The organism is Sphingobacterium gobiense, from assembly GCF_002980575.1.
Taxonomy (GTDB): Bacteria; Bacteroidota; Bacteroidia; order Sphingobacteriales; family Sphingobacteriaceae; genus Sphingobacterium; species Sphingobacterium gobiense.
Genome location: NZ_PVBS01000001.1, coordinates 1,921,720 through 1,938,498, shown reverse-complemented (window position 1 = coordinate 1,938,498; position 16,779 = coordinate 1,921,720). Strand labels below are relative to the sequence as shown.

The following is a 16,779-nucleotide window of genomic DNA, read 5'->3' as shown; positions in this document are numbered from 1 at the left end:
TTTTGAAGAAGAAGAATATCGCCATATTAGGTTCTACGGGAAGCATAGGTACGCAAGCGCTTGACGTAATAAGGGCATTTCCGGAGATGCTTGAAGTTTCTGTGTTAACTGCGAGTGTAAATGCTGATCTATTGATTGCCCAAGCACGAGCGTTTAAACCTAAAGCCGTGGTAATTGGTTGCGAGACGAAGTGCGCGCGGGTTAAAAGTGCCTTGGAAGACCTAGGGATAGCTGTATATGCCGGAGACAAAGGTCTGGAGGAAGTAGTGCAGCTCGAAGAAATAGATATGGTTCTCAATGCCATTGTAGGATCAGCAGGTTTACGACCGACGGTTAAAGCAATAGAACGGAAAAAAGATATTGCGTTGGCGAACAAAGAAACATTGGTGGTGGCGGGTGCATTGATCATGGATCTGGTTCGTCAATATGACGTCGCAATGTTACCAGTAGATTCCGAACATTCTGCTATATTTCAGTGTTTGGTAGGAGAGCAAGATAATCCAATAGAGAAAATATATCTAACTGCCTCCGGCGGGCCGTTTCGAGGGAAAGATCGTGATTTCTTGACTGCTGTTACTAAGCAGCAAGCATTAAAGCATCCTAATTGGGTGATGGGAGCAAAGATAACGATCGATTCTGCGTCGTTAATGAATAAAGGGCTAGAGGTTATCGAAGCAAAATGGCTTTTTGGTTTGGAGGTGGAACAGATCGATGTGATTGTCCACCCTCAATCTATTATCCATTCAGTAGTACAGTTTCAGGACGGTTCTATGAAAGCGCAGATGGGATTACCAGATATGAAACTTCCGATTCAGCATGCATTGACCTATCCACGTCGCCAGCCTAACGCATTTGAACGTTTTAATTTTAGGAATTATGCTTCTTTGACTTTCGAAGAGGTGGATAAAGATACTTTTCGTAACTTGGAGCTCGCATATCAATCCCTTAAGGACGGAGGGGACCGGCCTTGTGTATTGAATGCTGCAAATGAGATTGCTGTCGCAGCGTTCTTGGCAGATGAGATTTCCTTTTTAGGTATGAGCGATTTGATTGAAGCGACAATGTGTCAGCAAAAGATAGTCAGAAAGCCCTCTTTGGAGGATTTGTTAGCAATAGATAACGAGACACGGATTGTGGCACGAAGTTTAGTGAAATAAGAAAACGAATATTTTAAATATGGCCGACAGTAATGCTGCTTAAGGCCGATAGCGTTAGTTTAATAAATGGGAACATTGGTAATGATTGGACAGGTTGTTTTAGGTCTGTCTATTTTGATAATATTGCACGAGCTGGGACATTTTCTAGCAGCAAGAGCATTCGGTATTAAAGTAGAAAAATTCTATCTTTTCTTTGATGCATGGGGTGTCAAACTTTTTAAGTTTACTTATAAAGGTTGTGAGTATGGGATAGGTTGGCTGCCGTTAGGAGGGTACGTAAAGATCGCTGGTATGATCGACGAGTCAATGGATACCGCGCAGCTAAAGCAGGAACCCCAGCCATGGGAATTTCGCTCCAAACCAGCATGGCAACGCCTTATTGTGATGTTAGGAGGCATTATTGTTAACGTTGTTGTTGGGATTGTTGTTTTCTGGATGTTGGCGTTTAGCTATGGAGAGAGCGATATCGATAATAGCAAATTGGCTTATGGCGTGGTTCCGGGTATTATTGGTAAGGAGATCGGTATTCAACCCGGCGACAAAATTTTAATGGTCAATGGTAAACCTGCGGTAGCCTTCCGTACAGATGTATTGGGAGCAGACGTTATGATGGGCGATGCGGTTTTGACAATAGAAAGACAGGGCGATCGGAAAGAAATCAACGTACCTTCCGATATTTTAAACAAGGTGGCAGAACATAAAGTATTGGAATTTGCGGAACCTCGTCGCAAAATGAAAAGCGTCGGCAAAATAGAGAAAGGATCGGAGGCTGAACGCATGCAGTTTCAGGTCGGTGATAGTATTCTCGCTGTAAATGGTACGCCAACAGTATTTTTTGATCAATTTTCTGAGGAGATTAAAAAGAATGTTCATAAACCTATAAACGTTAGTGTTATGAGAGATGGTCAAGAATTGAGCTTAGCAGGTCGGGTGGACTCTACGGCGACAGTAGGTGTTTCACTGATCACGGAAGATTTACCTATCATTGCACATACATACGGCTTCTTAGAATCCTTGCCTATTGGTACGAAACGAGCTTTTGAAGTTATTACCGTTAATATCAAAGGATTCGGTAAGATTTTCAAAGGTGATGTACGTGCGGATAAAGCCCTTTCCGGACCTGTAGGGATTGCTAAAATGTTCGGAACAGAAGTGAATTGGCTTAAGTTTTGGGGACTAGTGGGAATGCTTTCAATGGCACTAGCTTTTATGAATCTGCTACCCATACCTGCCTTGGATGGCGGACACGTGCTATTCCTGCTGGTGGAAATGATTCAAGGTAAACCTTTAAGTGACAATTTCCTTGAGAAAGCGCAAATGGTGGGTTTCTTTATTCTGATTGCCCTCATGCTATTTACACTTGGAAATGATATTATTAAATGGTAATTGGCTGGTGTAAGCTATAAACGATGGACGGAAAAACAAGAGTAAATATAAAACCGGGGATGCTGGTGAATATTGTGTTGAAAAAAGATCAACGTACAGGTATATTGACGGAGGGTATTGTAAAGGATTTACTTACTTCGGCGCCTTTTCATCATAGAGGTATCAAAGTCAGATTAGCAGACGGTCAGATTGGTAGAGTACAGGAAATTTTAGAAGAGGAATAGTTTGAATTTTTACGTTTTATTTTTTACCTTTGTCTCCCGTGAAAAATGAGGTAACATATCTCGTCATAATATCGCAAGGCTTCGGTGGTAACATGGAAACCTATCATATTTGAATTTTATTTAGCCCGTTTGGGCTTTTTTTATATCCGTAAGGGAGAGAAATAGTACAGCATAACATTTAATAGAGAAATAAAGAATGACCAACTACAGCAAACTACCAGCCATTTTGGTGCTTGAAGATGGAACGGTTTATCACGGTAAGGCAGCCGGAAAAATCGGTACAACAACAGGTGAGATCTGTTTTAATACAGGGACGACCGGTTATCAGGAAATCTTTACAGATCCATCTTATTACGGGCAAATTATGGTAACGACTAACGCCCATATTGGTAACTACGGAATAGACGAGGAGGATACAGAGTCTAATAAAATTCAGATTGCCGGTTTGGTCTGTAAAAATTATAATATCAATTACAGCCGTCAGATGGCTGATAAATCTATTCAAACCTATTTCGAAGAAGAGAACTTAGTTGGTATTTCAGATATTGACACGCGTTCATTGGTACGTCACATACGCGACAAAGGCGCGATGAATGCCATCGTATCTTCAGAAACGCTTGACGTTGCGGAATTAAAGGCTCAGCTGGCGCAGGTCCCGTCTATGGAAGGATTAGAGCTTTCTTCTGTCGTATCGACCACAGAACCTTATTTTTACGGAGAAGAGGGTGCACCTACGCGTATTGCCGTTTTGGATTTAGGTATCAAAAAGAATATTTTACGCAACTTCGATGCGCGCCAAGTCTATGCAAAAGTATTTCCAGCAAAGACGACATTTAAAGAAATGGAAGAGTGGAATCCTGATGGATATTTTATATCTAACGGTCCTGGCGATCCGGCAGCAACAGACTATGCGATACAAACCATCAAAGAAATAGTGGCCGCGGATAAACCGATGTTTGGTATATGTTTAGGCCATCAGATGCTTGCATTAGCACACGGAATCCGTACGGAAAAAATGCATAACGGACACCGAGGTATAAATCACCCGGTAAAAAATATAATCGCTAACCGTTGTGAGATTACCTCACAAAATCACGGTTTTGGTGTGGTGGCGGAAGACTTCGAGAAATCTGATAAAATAGAGGTGACCCATATCAATTTGAACGATAAGTCGATTGAGGGAATTCGGTTAAAAGGAAAGAAAGCCTTCTCCGTACAATATCACCCTGAATCTTCGCCAGGACCTCACGACTCACGTTACCTGTTTGACGATTTCATAGCCATGGTTAAAGGGTAGTAGGAAAAATAGGGGATTACGCAAAAGTAATGTTGTGCAGGATTATAGAAATGCATACATTTGGTCATGCTAATTATAAAAGCTATCTTGGTGTCGGTTATACACTAAGATTGAAAAAAAGAATATAAGACAATAAAAAAATGAGTTTAATAATTGATGTTCATGCGCGTCAGATTCTTGATTCGCGCGGAAACCCGACAGTTGAAGTAGATGTAACTACGCAAAATGGTTTTGTTGGTCGTGCAGCTGTACCGTCCGGTGCTTCTACCGGTGTACACGAAGCGGTGGAATTACGTGATGGCGATAAAACTAGATACTTGGGTAAAGGCGTTTTGAAAGCAGTAGAAAACGTAAATACAAAAATTGCCGAAGCACTTAAAGGTGTCGATGTGTTTGAACAGAATACAATTGACAAGATCATGATTGATTTAGATGGTCTGGAAAACAAAGGAAGCTTAGGTGCGAATGCTATACTCGGTGTTTCATTGGCTGTAGCCAAAGCCGCTGCTCAAGAGTCTCATCAACCACTTTATCGTTATATTGGAGGCGTAAACGCCAATACTTTGCCTATTCCGATGATGAATATAGTTAATGGTGGTTCACACTCCGATGCGCCGATTGCCTTTCAAGAATTTATGGTTATGCCCGTTGGCGCCCCTTCATTTTCAGAAGCTTTACGGTGGGGAACAGAAGTTTTCCATAACTTGAAGAAAATTTTACACGATCGTAATCTATCTACCGCAGTAGGAGATGAAGGTGGTTTTGCACCAGCATTTGATGGTACGGAGGATGCTGTAGAGACGATTTTGAAGGCAATTGAAACAGCAGGTTATAAACCAGGCACTGATATTTGTTTGGCACTAGATTGTGCTTCCTCGGAATTTTATGTAGACGGAAAATACGATTATACGAAGTTTGAAGGTTCGAATGGTGCCGTTCGTACGTCTGCGGAGCAAGCAGCATATCTGGAAGAATTGACACAAAAATATCCGATTATTTCTATCGAAGATGGTATGCAGGAAGACGATTGGGCTGGTTGGAAAATCTTGACGGATAAAATCGGTGACCGCGTACAATTAGTAGGTGACGATTTATTTGTAACAAATACCAAACGCTTACAACAAGGTATTGACAGCCATACTGCAAACTCTATTTTGGTTAAGGTAAATCAAATTGGCTCATTAACAGAAACAATTAATGCTGTTTCGTTGGCACAAAATTCTGATTATACTTCCGTGATGTCTCATCGTTCAGGAGAGACAGAAGATTCAACGATTGCTGATTTGGCTGTCGCATTAAACTGTGGGCAAATCAAAACAGGATCAGCCTCGCGATCCGATCGTATGGCGAAATATAATCAGTTATTGCGCATTGAGGAAGAATTGGGCGATAATGCACGCTTTATCGGCAAAAATTTCAAATACGCGATTAAATAATTAAAATAAGCGGAGGTACGCCTCCGCTTATTTTAATTTATATTACCTTTATACTGAATTTTAAATTTGCATTTTTATGGAACGGTTCCTTGCATTGATTCAGAATAAATACCTTATCGCGGGTGTTGCTTTTTTTATTTGGATGTGCTTTTTCGATCGATACGATTTCAGCACCCAATTCTCCTATCAGCAAGAAAGGAATACATTAGAACATGAAAAGCAATTCTACGAATCTGAAATTACGCGGATAGAGAAGGCGATAAAAGATGCCCAATACAATCCCGGTGAAATTCAACGCATAGCAAGAGAGCGTTACAAAATGAAAAAGGATAACGAAGATGTTTACGTCATCCAATACGTTGAACCAAAACAATAAGAATCTAGATCTATCTTAAAACTTCAGGTGTTTAACGGTCAACCCATTATTGATCAGTTGCTTTAACGCATCGATACCAATTTTTAAATGAGTTTCTACGTATTTTTCTGTTACCGAAAGATCGCTTTCCACCGTTTTAACACCATCTGGTACCATAGGCTGATCTGATACTAATAGCAGAGCTCCCGTTGGAATTTTATTGGCGAAACCAACACTAAATATCGTCGCTGTTTCCATGTCGACGGCCATAGCGCGTATACTCTTTAAATATTTTTTAAATGCTTTGTCGTGTTCCCACACACGCCTATTGGTCGTATAAACTGTACCTGTCCAATAATCGAGCGAATAATCCCGGATTGTTGTAGAAATGGCTTTTTGCAAAGCGAATGCGGGCAGCGATGGAACCTCAGGAGGGAAATAATCGTTTGATGTGCCTTCACCTCTTACGGCAGCGATAGGTAATATAAGTTCCCCAACTGGAATTTTCTTTTTTAATCCGCCTGTTTTTCCCAAGAACAACGCAGCTTTCGGAGCAATAGCAGATAAAAGATCCATCACCGTAGCGGCCATAGGACTTCCCATTCCGAAATTGATCATGGTGATACCGCTAGCTGTACAAGCTTGCATCGCTTTGTCTTCGCCATAAATAGGCGCATTGTCGTGCATCTCGGAAAACATCTTGACATATTTCGAAAAGTTTGTCAACAATATATATGGCTCAAATTCCGCTAGCGGACACCCCGTATAACGAGGTAACCAGTTTGTAACGATGTCTTCTTTCGATTTTAGTCCCGGGGTGACTGGCGTTTCAACTGTTTTTTTCTTTTTTGTCATAAGCGTTTCTCGATTAGTGAACGACCGCAAAATGCTAGACGTTTAGTGCGTTATATAATATACAAAAAATCCCTCAAAATTGTTGGAGGGATTTTCATTAAAATAAATTATCCTTCAAAGGCAATGAAGCTTGCGTGAGCTAATTTCTGATTTTTAATAGCTCATGCAGGCCAGCGTTTTAAGCGACGTGTAATTTTTTGATATCTGATTTTGCAAACTTCTGCTTCGCGTAATCGAGTGTGATGTGTAGGACTTTTGCATCTTCCTCCTCCTTACTTGTTGGCAACTCAAACATGGCGTCAAGCATAATGGCTTCGCAAATACTGCGTAACCCGCGGGCGCCTAATTTGAAATCCCATGCTTTATCTACGATGAAATCATACACATCCTTATCGAAAACCAATTCAATATCTTCATACTGAAACAGTTTAACATATTGTTTTATTAAGGAATTTCTAGGTTCTGTCAAAATACTTAACAAAGTCTCTTTATCTAACGGATTCAAATACGTTAATACAGGCAAGCGACCAATTAACTCGGGAATAAGTCCGAAATTTTTTAAGTCCAATGGTGTGATATATTTATATAGGTTGTTGAGATCTACATCTTGCTCTTCCTCTTTCATTTTATACCCCACAGTTTGCGTCCGCAAACGATTTGCTATTTTTTTCTGAATTCCGTCAAATGCTCCCCCACAAAGAAAGAGGATATTACTGGTATTAACCGAAATCATTTTCTGGTCGGGATGTTTACGTCCTCCTTGAGGCGGGACGTTGACATTCGTGCCCTCTAGAATTTTCAATAATGCTTGCTGAACACCTTCTCCCGATACATCTCGCGTAATCGATGGATTGTCGCTCTTACGTGCTATTTTGTCAATTTCATCGATATAAATGATTCCCCTTTCGGCAGCGGCAACGTCATAGTCTGCAGCTTGCAATAAGCGAGTTAAGATGCTCTCTACATCTTCGCCAACGTAGCCTGCTTCCGTCAAAACTGTAGCGTCAACGATACAGAACGGAACATTCAGTATTTTCGCGACTGTTTTGGCCAATAAAGTTTTTCCGGTTCCAGTTTCTCCTACTATTATGAGATTTGATTTTTCGATTTCAATCTCATCTTTATCCACCTTTTGGTTCAACCGCTTGTAATGGTTGTATACAGCAACGGAAATTACTTTTTTTGCGTCGTCTTGGCCGATTACATACTGGTCAAGATGTTGTTTTATCTCTGTGGGACGAACCAACTTCAAGGTGGTCTGCAGAGATTTGCTTTTTCGTTGTTTCAGCTCTTCTGCTAAAATCTCACCCGCCTGCGTCACACAGCGATCACAAATATGAGCTCCGTCCCCCGCGATAAGCATCTGCGCGTCGTTCTTACTGACACCACAAAAGGAGCAACGGACGTCCCTGTTATTAATCTTACTCATTGATTAATTGTTATTTAACTTCTTTTTTGGGTAATAATACCTCATCAATCATACCAAACTCTTTCGCTTCTGCCGCTTTCATCCAATAGTCGCGATCAGAGGACTTTTCAACCCACTCGTATGGTTGACCCGAATGTTCGGAAATGATGGTGTACAATTCTTCTTTTAACTTCAGCATTTCGCGCAGATTGATTTCCATATCCGCGGCCACGCCCTGCGCTCCACCAGATGGTTGATGAATCATTACACGAGCATGCCTTAAGGCTGCACGTTTACCTTTTGCACCTGCCACTAACAATACCGCTCCCATGGAAGCTGCCATTCCAGTACAGATAGTAGCAACGTCAGGCGCTATGTACTGCATTGTGTCGTAAATGCCCAATCCGGCGTATACACTGCCTCCTGGTGAGTTAATATAGATCTGAATATCGCGTTGGGCGTCGGTAGACTGCAAAAATAACAACTGTGCCTGTACGATATTGGCTACTTGGTCGTTAATGGGGTCGCCTAGAAAAATAATACGATCCATCATTAAGCGTGAAAACACATCCATCTGTGCGACATTTAACTGACGTTCCTCAATAATGTAAGGAGTGAGGTTTGTCGGCATGTTCTGCACACGCGAAATATAACCATCTACATGTTGGCTTCCAATACGATGATGCTTAATAGCATATTTTCTAAATTCGCTTTTATCTATATTCATGGTGTTCTGTTTTTCTATTTTACAACGACTAATATAAAACTATAATTTCAATATGCTCTACAAATTTAACACCGAACTGTAATTTGGCAGTTCGGGTAGAAACTCAAATCTGTTTTCCTCGAAATGTATCCTGCAATAAAAATGCGCTATACCGTTGCTGACAACGAGTAACGGTATTTTATAGATGCTGTTGTAGTTAGCAATCTGACGGAATGCCTTATCGGTAATTTTGACAGTAGGTGATTTGAATTCTGCCAAAAGTATTTTTTCTCCGTTATTGTTAAAAACTATTAAATCGCTTCGCTTTTGCACCGCGTTCAGTTTGAGGCCTCCTTCAATATGCATCAACGATTTCGGATAACCCTTATGTTTATGGAGGTAATGGACCCAATGCTGCCTTACCCATTCCTCTGGTGTGAGCACCAAATCCTTTTTCCGCAGTTCATCAAAAATAAACAGCTTGTCAAGCTTTTGCGTTATTCTAGAAAGATATGGGGGTAAATTCAACGGAATCGGCTCAAACATAAACAAAAATAAAAAATAAAAAGGGAAAAATGAAAAATCTTCTACCACCGTCAGTGTGAACATTAACAAACCAGTTAAAAAAAACGTATTTTCGTAACGTATGAACGCAAATACAGTTGTATCGGATATCAAGAAAAGAAAATTCAGCCCGGTGTATCTTCTTCATGGGGACGAATCCTATTATATCGATTTGGTAAGTGACGCATTGGAAGAGGAAGTATTGAATGATGCACAAAAAGGTTTTGACCAAACCATATTGTATGGAAAAGATACGAGCGTTGTCAATGTAGTGAATGCGGCAAAACGGTACCCGATGATGAGCGACTACCAGCTAATTATTATTAAGGAAGCGCAGGACTTGAAATGGAAGACGGAAGAAGATCTATTATTGAAGTATCTGGAAAATCTAACGCCCACCACGATACTGGTGTTTGCCTATAAGCACGGTAAATTCGATAAACGCAAGAAAGTTTATAAAGCTATCGAAAAAGCTGGGACTGTTCTGGAGTCCGCCAAGCTTTATGAAAATAAGGTGGGGGAGTGGGTTGCAGAGCAGTTTCGAGTTGCACAGCGGCAAATTCACCCACAAGCAGCCGCTATGATGGCGGAATATCTAGGGACAGATCTCTCGAAAATCGCGAATGAAATCGGTAAGCTGATTTTAAATGTTCCTAAAGAGCAGGAAATTCAACCACTGCATATCGAACAGAATATTGGCATTAGCAAGGATTTTAATGTTTTCGAGCTTCAATCTGCGCTCGCCAAAAGAAACACGGTAAAAGCAATGCAAATTGTCAATTATTTTACCGCAAACCCTAAATCAAATCCAATGCCGGTCGTTATCGGAAACTTGGGGAATTATTTTACAAAGATATTAAAGTACCATTATCTGCCCGACAAATCACCGCAGGTCGCCGCAAAACAACTCGGTGTGCATACCTTTTTTTTAAAGGAATACGAAATGGCTGCACGAAATTTCAATCGGAAAAAGACATTTGAAATCATCCACCATTTGAGTACTTATGATTTAAAAACCAAAGGACTGAACGTAGGACCATTTACCGAAGGTGGAGAAATGATCCGGGAGCTCGTGTTTAAGATTTTGAATTAGCATCAACGTCATCATCGTCCTTCGGTAGCTCTTCCGATTCGTGAATTTCTTTATATTTCATCGTGACAGTTTCGGGGACGGTCTCGGTGTCGACTTCCATCTCGACCTCAATCTTTTTTGAACTTTTAGGTTTTCTAACAACACCCCATTTCATGAGCAGAACTTGCGTTGAATTTCTTTTTAGATGTTCTTTTTCTGGCTCGCCGATTAAGAATCCAAAAGCTTCCATAGAAGGAATTGCGTCAAAGAGAACCTTAATAGTCGCCGTTAATGGCAAGGCTAGGATCAAACCGGAAAGTCCGAATAACATACCTCCTAATAGTATGGCGATGATTGCCATCAGCGGATTAATACTAACTTTACTGCCTACGATATTTGGCGTTATAATATTCCCTTCCAAAAATTGTACGACCTGAAACCACGCGACGACACCAATGGCGTACCAGGCGCTATCTTTTACCGCTAGTGCAAATAATGCTGGTAAGATAGAACCGATAGCAATCCCAATATAGGGAAGGAGCATCAATAAGGAAGCTAGTGTTCCAAAAAACCACGCATAGTCGATGCCCAAAGCCATCAAACCGACGGTATTCAGCACCGCGACAATTCCCATTACCGTGATCAATCCTAATAAATAACTTTGTACCACGTCATATATTTTATTCAAGGTCGCGTCAACTTTCGTGTGCGGAACACTTTTAAACGTTCTAAAAAAGAATTCCCGAAAGAAATCACGATAGTATAATAAGAAAAAACTAAAGAGTGGTACTAAAATAACCCCCGCCACCATATTACCAATAGAACCAAATGTTGCCGTTATAACGCTACCCGCGTTAGATGCTAATTTATTGCCTTGGTCCTGTAGCTGGTCCATTATCTCCGTGCGTTCGATACCAAAACTTTGTTCAACCCAGGCCTGTGCCCGTTCTAACGAAGACATTACCTTGGCTGTTATAGCAGAAGCATCTTTGCTGATGATGATGCTTTGGTGGACGATAAACCAACCAAGTGTCCAGATGATTGCAATGGCAATAAGGACCGATAGTATTGCTGCAAACGCTTTGCCTAAACGCATGCGTTCCAGAAAGCGAGCAAGAGGAAACAAAGAAATCGATATAAGAATCGAGAACAGCAGTGGGACAAGAACGCTTTGTGTAACATACATGAACGTTAGCAAAAGTGCCATAGCGATGAGGCTTGACGCTAGATCGAGCGAATAGGGGTATTTTTTAGAATTGTTATCCATCTTACGGTTTTTTAATTGTATACAAAACGATTAACGGCTTCTTTTGTTTTTTACGTCCCAACGGAGCACATAAAAAAATGCTAAAAATATAATCACGCTATTGAGGATAAATATAGTAGGAATTTTGCTAATCTCATCACGATAAATATATCCTGCCAGCAGTGCACCTCCACCGATACCTATTTCTAAAGCAATATACATTGTCGCCATCGCTTTCCCCCGATGCTGTGGTAAGCTGAGATCTATCGTCCAGGCATTGACGGCCGGTGATAGAATACCACTACCTATACCGTATACGACGGCACCTAAAATTAAGCCTTCTATAGAGTTGCCTAGTCCTAAAAGCAGTAACGAAATGGAAATAATGACAATCCCCACATACATGACGCGTATCCGACCATAGCGATCCGATACTTTTCCGGAGATAAAACGAATGCTGATCGAAGCAAGCGTATAGGCGGTAAAAAACAACCCCTTATTGCTAATACCTAAGTAGTCGCTCCAATCTGGGATTAAGGTGAGAATTACGCCGTATCCCGAATAGGAGAGCAATGTCACGATACCCGCCGGAACGGCGCGCCATTCGATGATTTCACCTTTATTAATCCGAAGCATGCTTAGGGAGAATTTTTGCTTGTCAGCCAATGTTTCTCCCATGCGTATCACGATGAGTATAGAAAGCAATGCAAATGCCGATGAACAGTAGAACATAAAATCGATACCGTAATCTTTAGCAATGTAGCTACCAATAGCGGGGCCGATGGCACTACCGACTGCAAACGCAAGGCCATGCATCCCTAGGGCTTCACCCCAACGGTTTTGTGGAATAATGTCTGCAATATAGGCTGCTGTCGCCGTGGGTTTAAAGCCTGTCGAAAATCCATGGACGAGCCGAAGGAAGAAAAAGCCGGCTACAGAACTGAGGATCGGATAGAGAAAGCCGCAGACAAAACATACGATAGAGCCGATAGCCATTACCGGGACGCGGCCCCAACGATCTGTAAGTTTGCCGCTGAAAGGGCGGGATATACCCGCTGTCAATGTAAAAAGCGCAATAATTAGCCCCTTATGTTCGGCACCTCCCATTTGACTAAGGTGGTTCGGTAATTCGGGGATAATCATATTGAAGCTCGCACAAAACAGCAGCGAACTCAGACACAATAAAATAAAAGGAAAAGTGTATATCGACTTTGTATCGACTACTTGATTATCCATTTTTCATTCGAATAATTTGCTTTTTAATGGTAATGAAGCTATCAAGTTTATGCATAGCGCATATGTTTTAAGCGGCATTCATCAGCTCACTACGTTCGGTTTGCATAAACTATGATGGTTTCATTTTTTGTCTTGCAATCTCAGAACAGAAGACGGTAGTAGCGACAGCTACATTGAGCGATTCGGCGTTTCCAACGCGAGGAATGGTCACTGCATGATCCACTGTTTCTTCGATTTCCTTGCTGATACCGTTTCCCTCGTTACCCATAACGATGAGTCCGGCATTTCCGAAATTTGTTTCATATATGGATTTCCCATCTAGAAGGGCTCCATAAGTAGGCATTTCGGCCCGATTTATGAAATCCGCTAACGGCGTATAGTATATTTTAATGCGCGCTAACGAGCCCATTGTTGCTTGCACAACTTTGGGATTGTACGCGTCGACGGTGCCCATAGAGCAGATAATGTGGGGTATGCCGAACCATTCAGCTGTTCGGATGATAGTTCCTAGGTTTCCCGGATCTTGTATATCATCCAGAAGAAGGTTGTGCTGCTGCTTTAAGCTGGCCCAATCAAAGTTTTCGGAGGTTGGTAAATGAACGAGTGCCAATACCCCCTGCGGATTGCTCAAACCGGAAATTTTTTGAAATTCGCTCGTGGTAATCGTTATACATTTTAATTTTTGCGGTAAATTGCCCATTTTTGTTCGAGCTTCCGCCGTGGTATATAAGCTGTGGATTTGGTACTCAGAGGATAGGAATTCGAGTACCGATTTCACACCTTCGACGATAAAAAGTCCATGCTGTTTGCGAAACTTTTTATGTTGCAATGACGTAATTAAACTAATTTGCGCTTTTGATAACATTGCTTAATGATTAAGACATACTGTTTTTTTGTTTGTGCAAGTATAATGCTTTTGTTGCTATTTTTTGCATCCTGTCGTTCGGCGAGATACTTAGAAGAGGGGCAAGCGTTGGTGACGGATGTGGATATCACGGGCGTTCCACCGGATATCAAAGAAAGGGCGGCGGCTTATATATCGAATGAAATAAAGCCGAATTCGAGACTAAATCTCACGATATATAATTTTTTCAATACACGGAAGGGAAAGTACAAACAGGAAAACAGACGGAATGTTGGAGAACCCCCGCATGTACTCGATTCATCCTTGGTGGAACTGTCTGCACAACAAATTAATAGATATCTCCAGACCAAGGGATATTTCAATGCATTTGTAACGCCTCAGATCGACGTTAAAAAAAAGAAAGCCCATATTGATTTTCTTGTTTCATTGGGAAAGCCATTCCTGTTTGGCCATATCCGCTATCGTGCCGACGATCCCGCGATTGAAGAGATATACGTACGAGAAGTAAGACCGAAATCGCTGGCTAAAACAGGAAAGCAGTTCGACAGCGCAGATTTACTTGATGAGCGCGAGAAGCTTTATGAAAAATTGAAAGAACGCGGGTATTATGATTATGTGCGGCAATACATGCGGGTAGGGATTGACACGAATACGGTTACGAAACAAGCGGACCTCCAGGTAGAAATACAAGATCCAACGGATAGCACACAACATGCTATTTACCAAATTGATAGCGTCTTTGTGAAAGTAATATTGCCTTATGGACAGACCAGTACAAGAGACCCTCATTCTGTTGTAGATACAAACCTACGAATCACTTATAATGACGAAACTGGACGCTTTCGGCTAAAGCCTCTATCCAGATATATGTATTTGCAGCCAGGCATGCGCTATGATCTCAAGAAAGAAAATCAATCTTATGACCGCCTTTACGAAATGAACGGTTTCAGGAACGTGAAGATTAACCATCAAAAAACCGGAAATAATCGTTTGAATACATTTTACGAACTGACCCCCCGTCCGGTTATGGCGAACCAAGTGGAAGGTGAGTTTACGTTTAGTTCGGGTATGAGTGGTTTCAATGTCGGGAATACCTTTTCACATCGCAATGTATTTGGTGGTGCGGAACAACTAGAAGTAAAGATGCGGTATGGTGTGCTGTTTGATCCCCGTTTGGAAGGGAGTCTGGCCAATAAGATTTTTAACAATGATTTTCAAGTAGGGGTCAATCTTATTATTCCGCGTTTGATGACGCCGTTTGAGAATTCCAGTACCGGGACCTATGGTTTGCCACGAACCACCTTTTCCAGTACACTGCAATTTTTTCAACAAGACCAAACGTATTCCAATAGGTACTTTACCAATTCGCTAAATTATATATGGTATACCAGTCCGCGTTCACAGCATAGTTTAACGCCGGTTTCCGTTGAGTACCGGGTAGGGAGGCTAGATGAGGCATTTCAACGGCAATTAGAGGACGAAGGTTATTTGCTATACGTTAGAAGTAATAATCGAGAGTATTTTGGTTTAAGTGCACAGTATAATTACACTTATAACGCCGCCAAGCTTCTAACGAAAGAAAATTTTAATTATTTCCGTGTGGGATTGGAAAGCAGCGGAAATGTGTTGGGAATGTTAAGTGATGTGTTGAAGTTGAAAACATCGACCGAAGGCGAACGCCTGTTGTTTGGTGTGCCTTACTTGCAGTTTGCTAAAACAGAGATTGATTACCGGTGGTACCGCCATTTGGGAGGCAACAAACAATTTGTGTTGCGATTCAACGGTGGTGTCGCTGTTCCATATGGCAACAATTCCCGCTTATTGATATTTGAGAAGAGTTTCTTTGGAGGTGGGATGAACGGTATTCGGGCATGGCAAGCACGTACATTAGGACCTGGTAATTATAACCGGGCAGATTTACCGGAACGCTTACGGCTGAATTTACGAAATCTGGATCAGTTGGGTGAGCTCAAATTGGAAGCAAACGCGGAATATCGCTTTCGGATGCTGAATAATTTTTTGGGCGCGAAGTTGAATGGAGCCACGTTTCTTGATGCTGGAAATATCTGGTTGCTAAGAGATAACGAAATAACGACTAACGGTACGTTTAAAGCGAATGAGTTTCTTTCGCAGATTGCTCTTGGTACAGGTTTTGGCGTACGACTAGATATGGACTATTTTATTATCCGGTTGGATGCGGGGTTAAAACTGAAAGACCCGCAATTTGCTGAGGGCGAGCAGTGGGTGATAAAAGAGTTCTTTAACAGTCGGGAATTCAAACAAAATTATTACGAAACACATCGCCCCGACCGGTATAATTTTATCCAATACAATTTTAGTGTCGGACTCCCGTTTTAGATTAAATTCTTTAACGCATCTAATATGCTTTCTGCAATATTGGAAACATCGAGTCCTTTGGAAAAATGAAAGTAGGCGTAGACAAGCGCTAGAATAACAAAAGTTACCAGAAATCTTTTAAATAAATAAGCTATTAATAATATAGCTAATGGAATGAATAGCAGGAGTAAGCCGTTTATTTGAAATGGCTTCAGCTCGCTGTCTTTCTTGTGGATATAGTATAATTTGTTAACCGTCTTATCCTGGTTTTTGTGTTTAAAAAAAACCAATGTCGAAGATTCTATTGGGTGTTGCACAACAGCGATCCCATCGTGAAATTGGAGATCTTGCTGAAAGCCATTGAGGTTGAAAACGAATGTACCATTGATGCTTTCCAAGGGCTGTTCGGCACTATCAAGGGCAATAATGGCAAGCTTGCTATTTTGGGTGAGGTTTTCCTTTACGATAAAATCGTCGATACGTTGTGGTTGCGCCTGTATCAGCGATATAGATGCTAAAATGAATACAACAATTTGAGTGACATGTTTCACGTTGGAAAATAAAAATATCTTTTGCAATAATAAGAAAAACTCTCCATTCTCCATTTTCAATTATCAACTTTCTTCCCTACCTTT

Annotated in this window: 16 protein-coding genes; 8 read left to right on the top strand and 8 right to left on the bottom strand. The window is 41.2% G+C overall.

The features are described from left to right. Positions 1-2: 2 nt before the first annotated feature. The 6 genes from C5749_RS08635 to C5749_RS08610 all read left to right on the top strand — a co-directional run bounded on the left by C5749_RS08635 (position 3) and on the right by C5749_RS08610 (position 5,876). On the top strand, positions 3-1,157 hold the full coding sequence (locus C5749_RS08635; RefSeq protein WP_105724850.1) for a 1-deoxy-D-xylulose-5-phosphate reductoisomerase: 1,155 nt from the start codon (positions 3-5) through the stop codon (positions 1,155-1,157). A 66-nt stretch (positions 1,158-1,223) separates the two neighbouring features. After that, positions 1,224-2,543: an RIP metalloprotease RseP gene (gene rseP, locus C5749_RS08630; protein ID WP_105724848.1), complete on the top strand. Its 1,320-nt coding sequence runs from the start codon at positions 1,224-1,226 to the stop codon at positions 2,541-2,543. A gap of 23 nt (positions 2,544-2,566) precedes the next feature. Then, the gene (locus C5749_RS08625) at positions 2,567-2,767 is read left to right on the top strand and encodes a YwbE family protein (RefSeq protein WP_105724846.1); all 201 of its coding nucleotides are present in this window, start codon (positions 2,567-2,569) and stop codon (positions 2,765-2,767) included. 196 nt (positions 2,768-2,963) lie between these two features. Further along, entirely contained in the window at positions 2,964-4,064 is a 1,101-nt protein-coding gene (gene carA / locus C5749_RS08620) for a glutamine-hydrolyzing carbamoyl-phosphate synthase small subunit (RefSeq protein WP_105724844.1), read from the top strand. A 140-nt stretch (positions 4,065-4,204) separates the two neighbouring features. Next, the gene (gene eno / locus C5749_RS08615) at positions 4,205-5,500 is read left to right on the top strand and encodes a phosphopyruvate hydratase (protein WP_105724842.1); all 1,296 of its coding nucleotides are present in this window, start codon (positions 4,205-4,207) and stop codon (positions 5,498-5,500) included. Positions 5,501-5,576: 76 nt separating this feature from the next. After that, positions 5,577-5,876 (top strand): FtsB family cell division protein, encoded by a 300-nt coding sequence (locus tag C5749_RS08610; protein WP_105724840.1) that lies wholly within the window; start codon positions 5,577-5,579, stop codon positions 5,874-5,876. 15 nt (positions 5,877-5,891) lie between these two features. On the opposite strand, the gene C5749_RS08605 is transcribed toward C5749_RS08610, so the two are convergent. The 4 genes from C5749_RS08605 to C5749_RS08590 form a co-directional block, all read right to left on the bottom strand. Continuing rightward, positions 5,892-6,710: an AMP nucleosidase gene (locus C5749_RS08605; protein WP_105724838.1), complete on the bottom strand. Its 819-nt coding sequence runs from the start codon at positions 6,708-6,710 to the stop codon at positions 5,892-5,894. A 178-nt stretch (positions 6,711-6,888) separates the two neighbouring features. After that, entirely contained in the window at positions 6,889-8,139 is a 1,251-nt protein-coding gene (gene clpX / locus C5749_RS08600; protein ID WP_105724836.1) for an ATP-dependent Clp protease ATP-binding subunit ClpX, read from the bottom strand. A 10-nt stretch (positions 8,140-8,149) separates the two neighbouring features. Beyond that, on the bottom strand, positions 8,150-8,845 hold the full coding sequence (gene clpP, locus C5749_RS08595) for an ATP-dependent Clp endopeptidase proteolytic subunit ClpP (protein ID WP_105724834.1): 696 nt from the start codon (positions 8,843-8,845) through the stop codon (positions 8,150-8,152). A gap of 57 nt (positions 8,846-8,902) precedes the next feature. Then, positions 8,903-9,433 carry a type I restriction enzyme HsdR N-terminal domain-containing protein gene (locus C5749_RS08590; protein WP_425443440.1) on the bottom strand — a complete coding sequence of 177 codons (531 nt, stop codon included), beginning with the start codon at positions 9,431-9,433 and terminating at the stop codon, positions 8,903-8,905. 37 nt (positions 9,434-9,470) lie between these two features. Here C5749_RS08590 and holA point away from each other — a divergent pair, with 37 nt between their 5' ends. Further along, complete coding sequence (gene holA, locus C5749_RS08585; protein ID WP_105724832.1) at positions 9,471-10,481, top strand: DNA polymerase III subunit delta; 1,011 nt, start codon at positions 9,471-9,473, stop codon at positions 10,479-10,481. On the opposite strand, the gene C5749_RS08580 is transcribed toward holA, so the two are convergent. The 3 genes from C5749_RS08580 to C5749_RS08570 all read right to left on the bottom strand — a co-directional run bounded on the left by C5749_RS08580 (position 10,465) and on the right by C5749_RS08570 (position 13,807). Continuing rightward, on the bottom strand, positions 10,465-11,727 hold the full coding sequence (locus tag C5749_RS08580; RefSeq protein ID WP_105724830.1) for an AI-2E family transporter: 1,263 nt from the start codon (positions 11,725-11,727) through the stop codon (positions 10,465-10,467). The two genes, holA and C5749_RS08580, sit on opposite strands and share 17 nt — an antisense overlap. A gap of 30 nt (positions 11,728-11,757) precedes the next feature. Beyond that, a complete protein-coding gene (locus C5749_RS08575) occupies positions 11,758-12,942 on the bottom strand; it encodes an MFS transporter (RefSeq protein ID WP_105724829.1) in 1,185 nt (394 codons plus the stop codon). A 109-nt stretch (positions 12,943-13,051) separates the two neighbouring features. Then, complete coding sequence (locus C5749_RS08570) at positions 13,052-13,807, bottom strand: TrmH family RNA methyltransferase (RefSeq protein WP_105724827.1); 756 nt, start codon at positions 13,805-13,807, stop codon at positions 13,052-13,054. Between the two features lie 45 nt (positions 13,808-13,852). Here C5749_RS08570 and tamL point away from each other — a divergent pair, with 45 nt between their 5' ends. Next, on the top strand, positions 13,853-16,165 hold the full coding sequence (gene tamL / locus C5749_RS08565; protein WP_245893677.1) for a translocation and assembly module lipoprotein TamL: 2,313 nt from the start codon (positions 13,853-13,855) through the stop codon (positions 16,163-16,165). Here tamL and C5749_RS08560 read toward each other — a convergent pair. Next, positions 16,162-16,749 (bottom strand): hypothetical protein, encoded by a 588-nt coding sequence (locus C5749_RS08560; RefSeq protein WP_105724823.1) that lies wholly within the window; start codon positions 16,747-16,749, stop codon positions 16,162-16,164. The genes tamL and C5749_RS08560 overlap by 4 nt on opposite strands. Positions 16,750-16,779 lie beyond the last annotated feature (30 nt).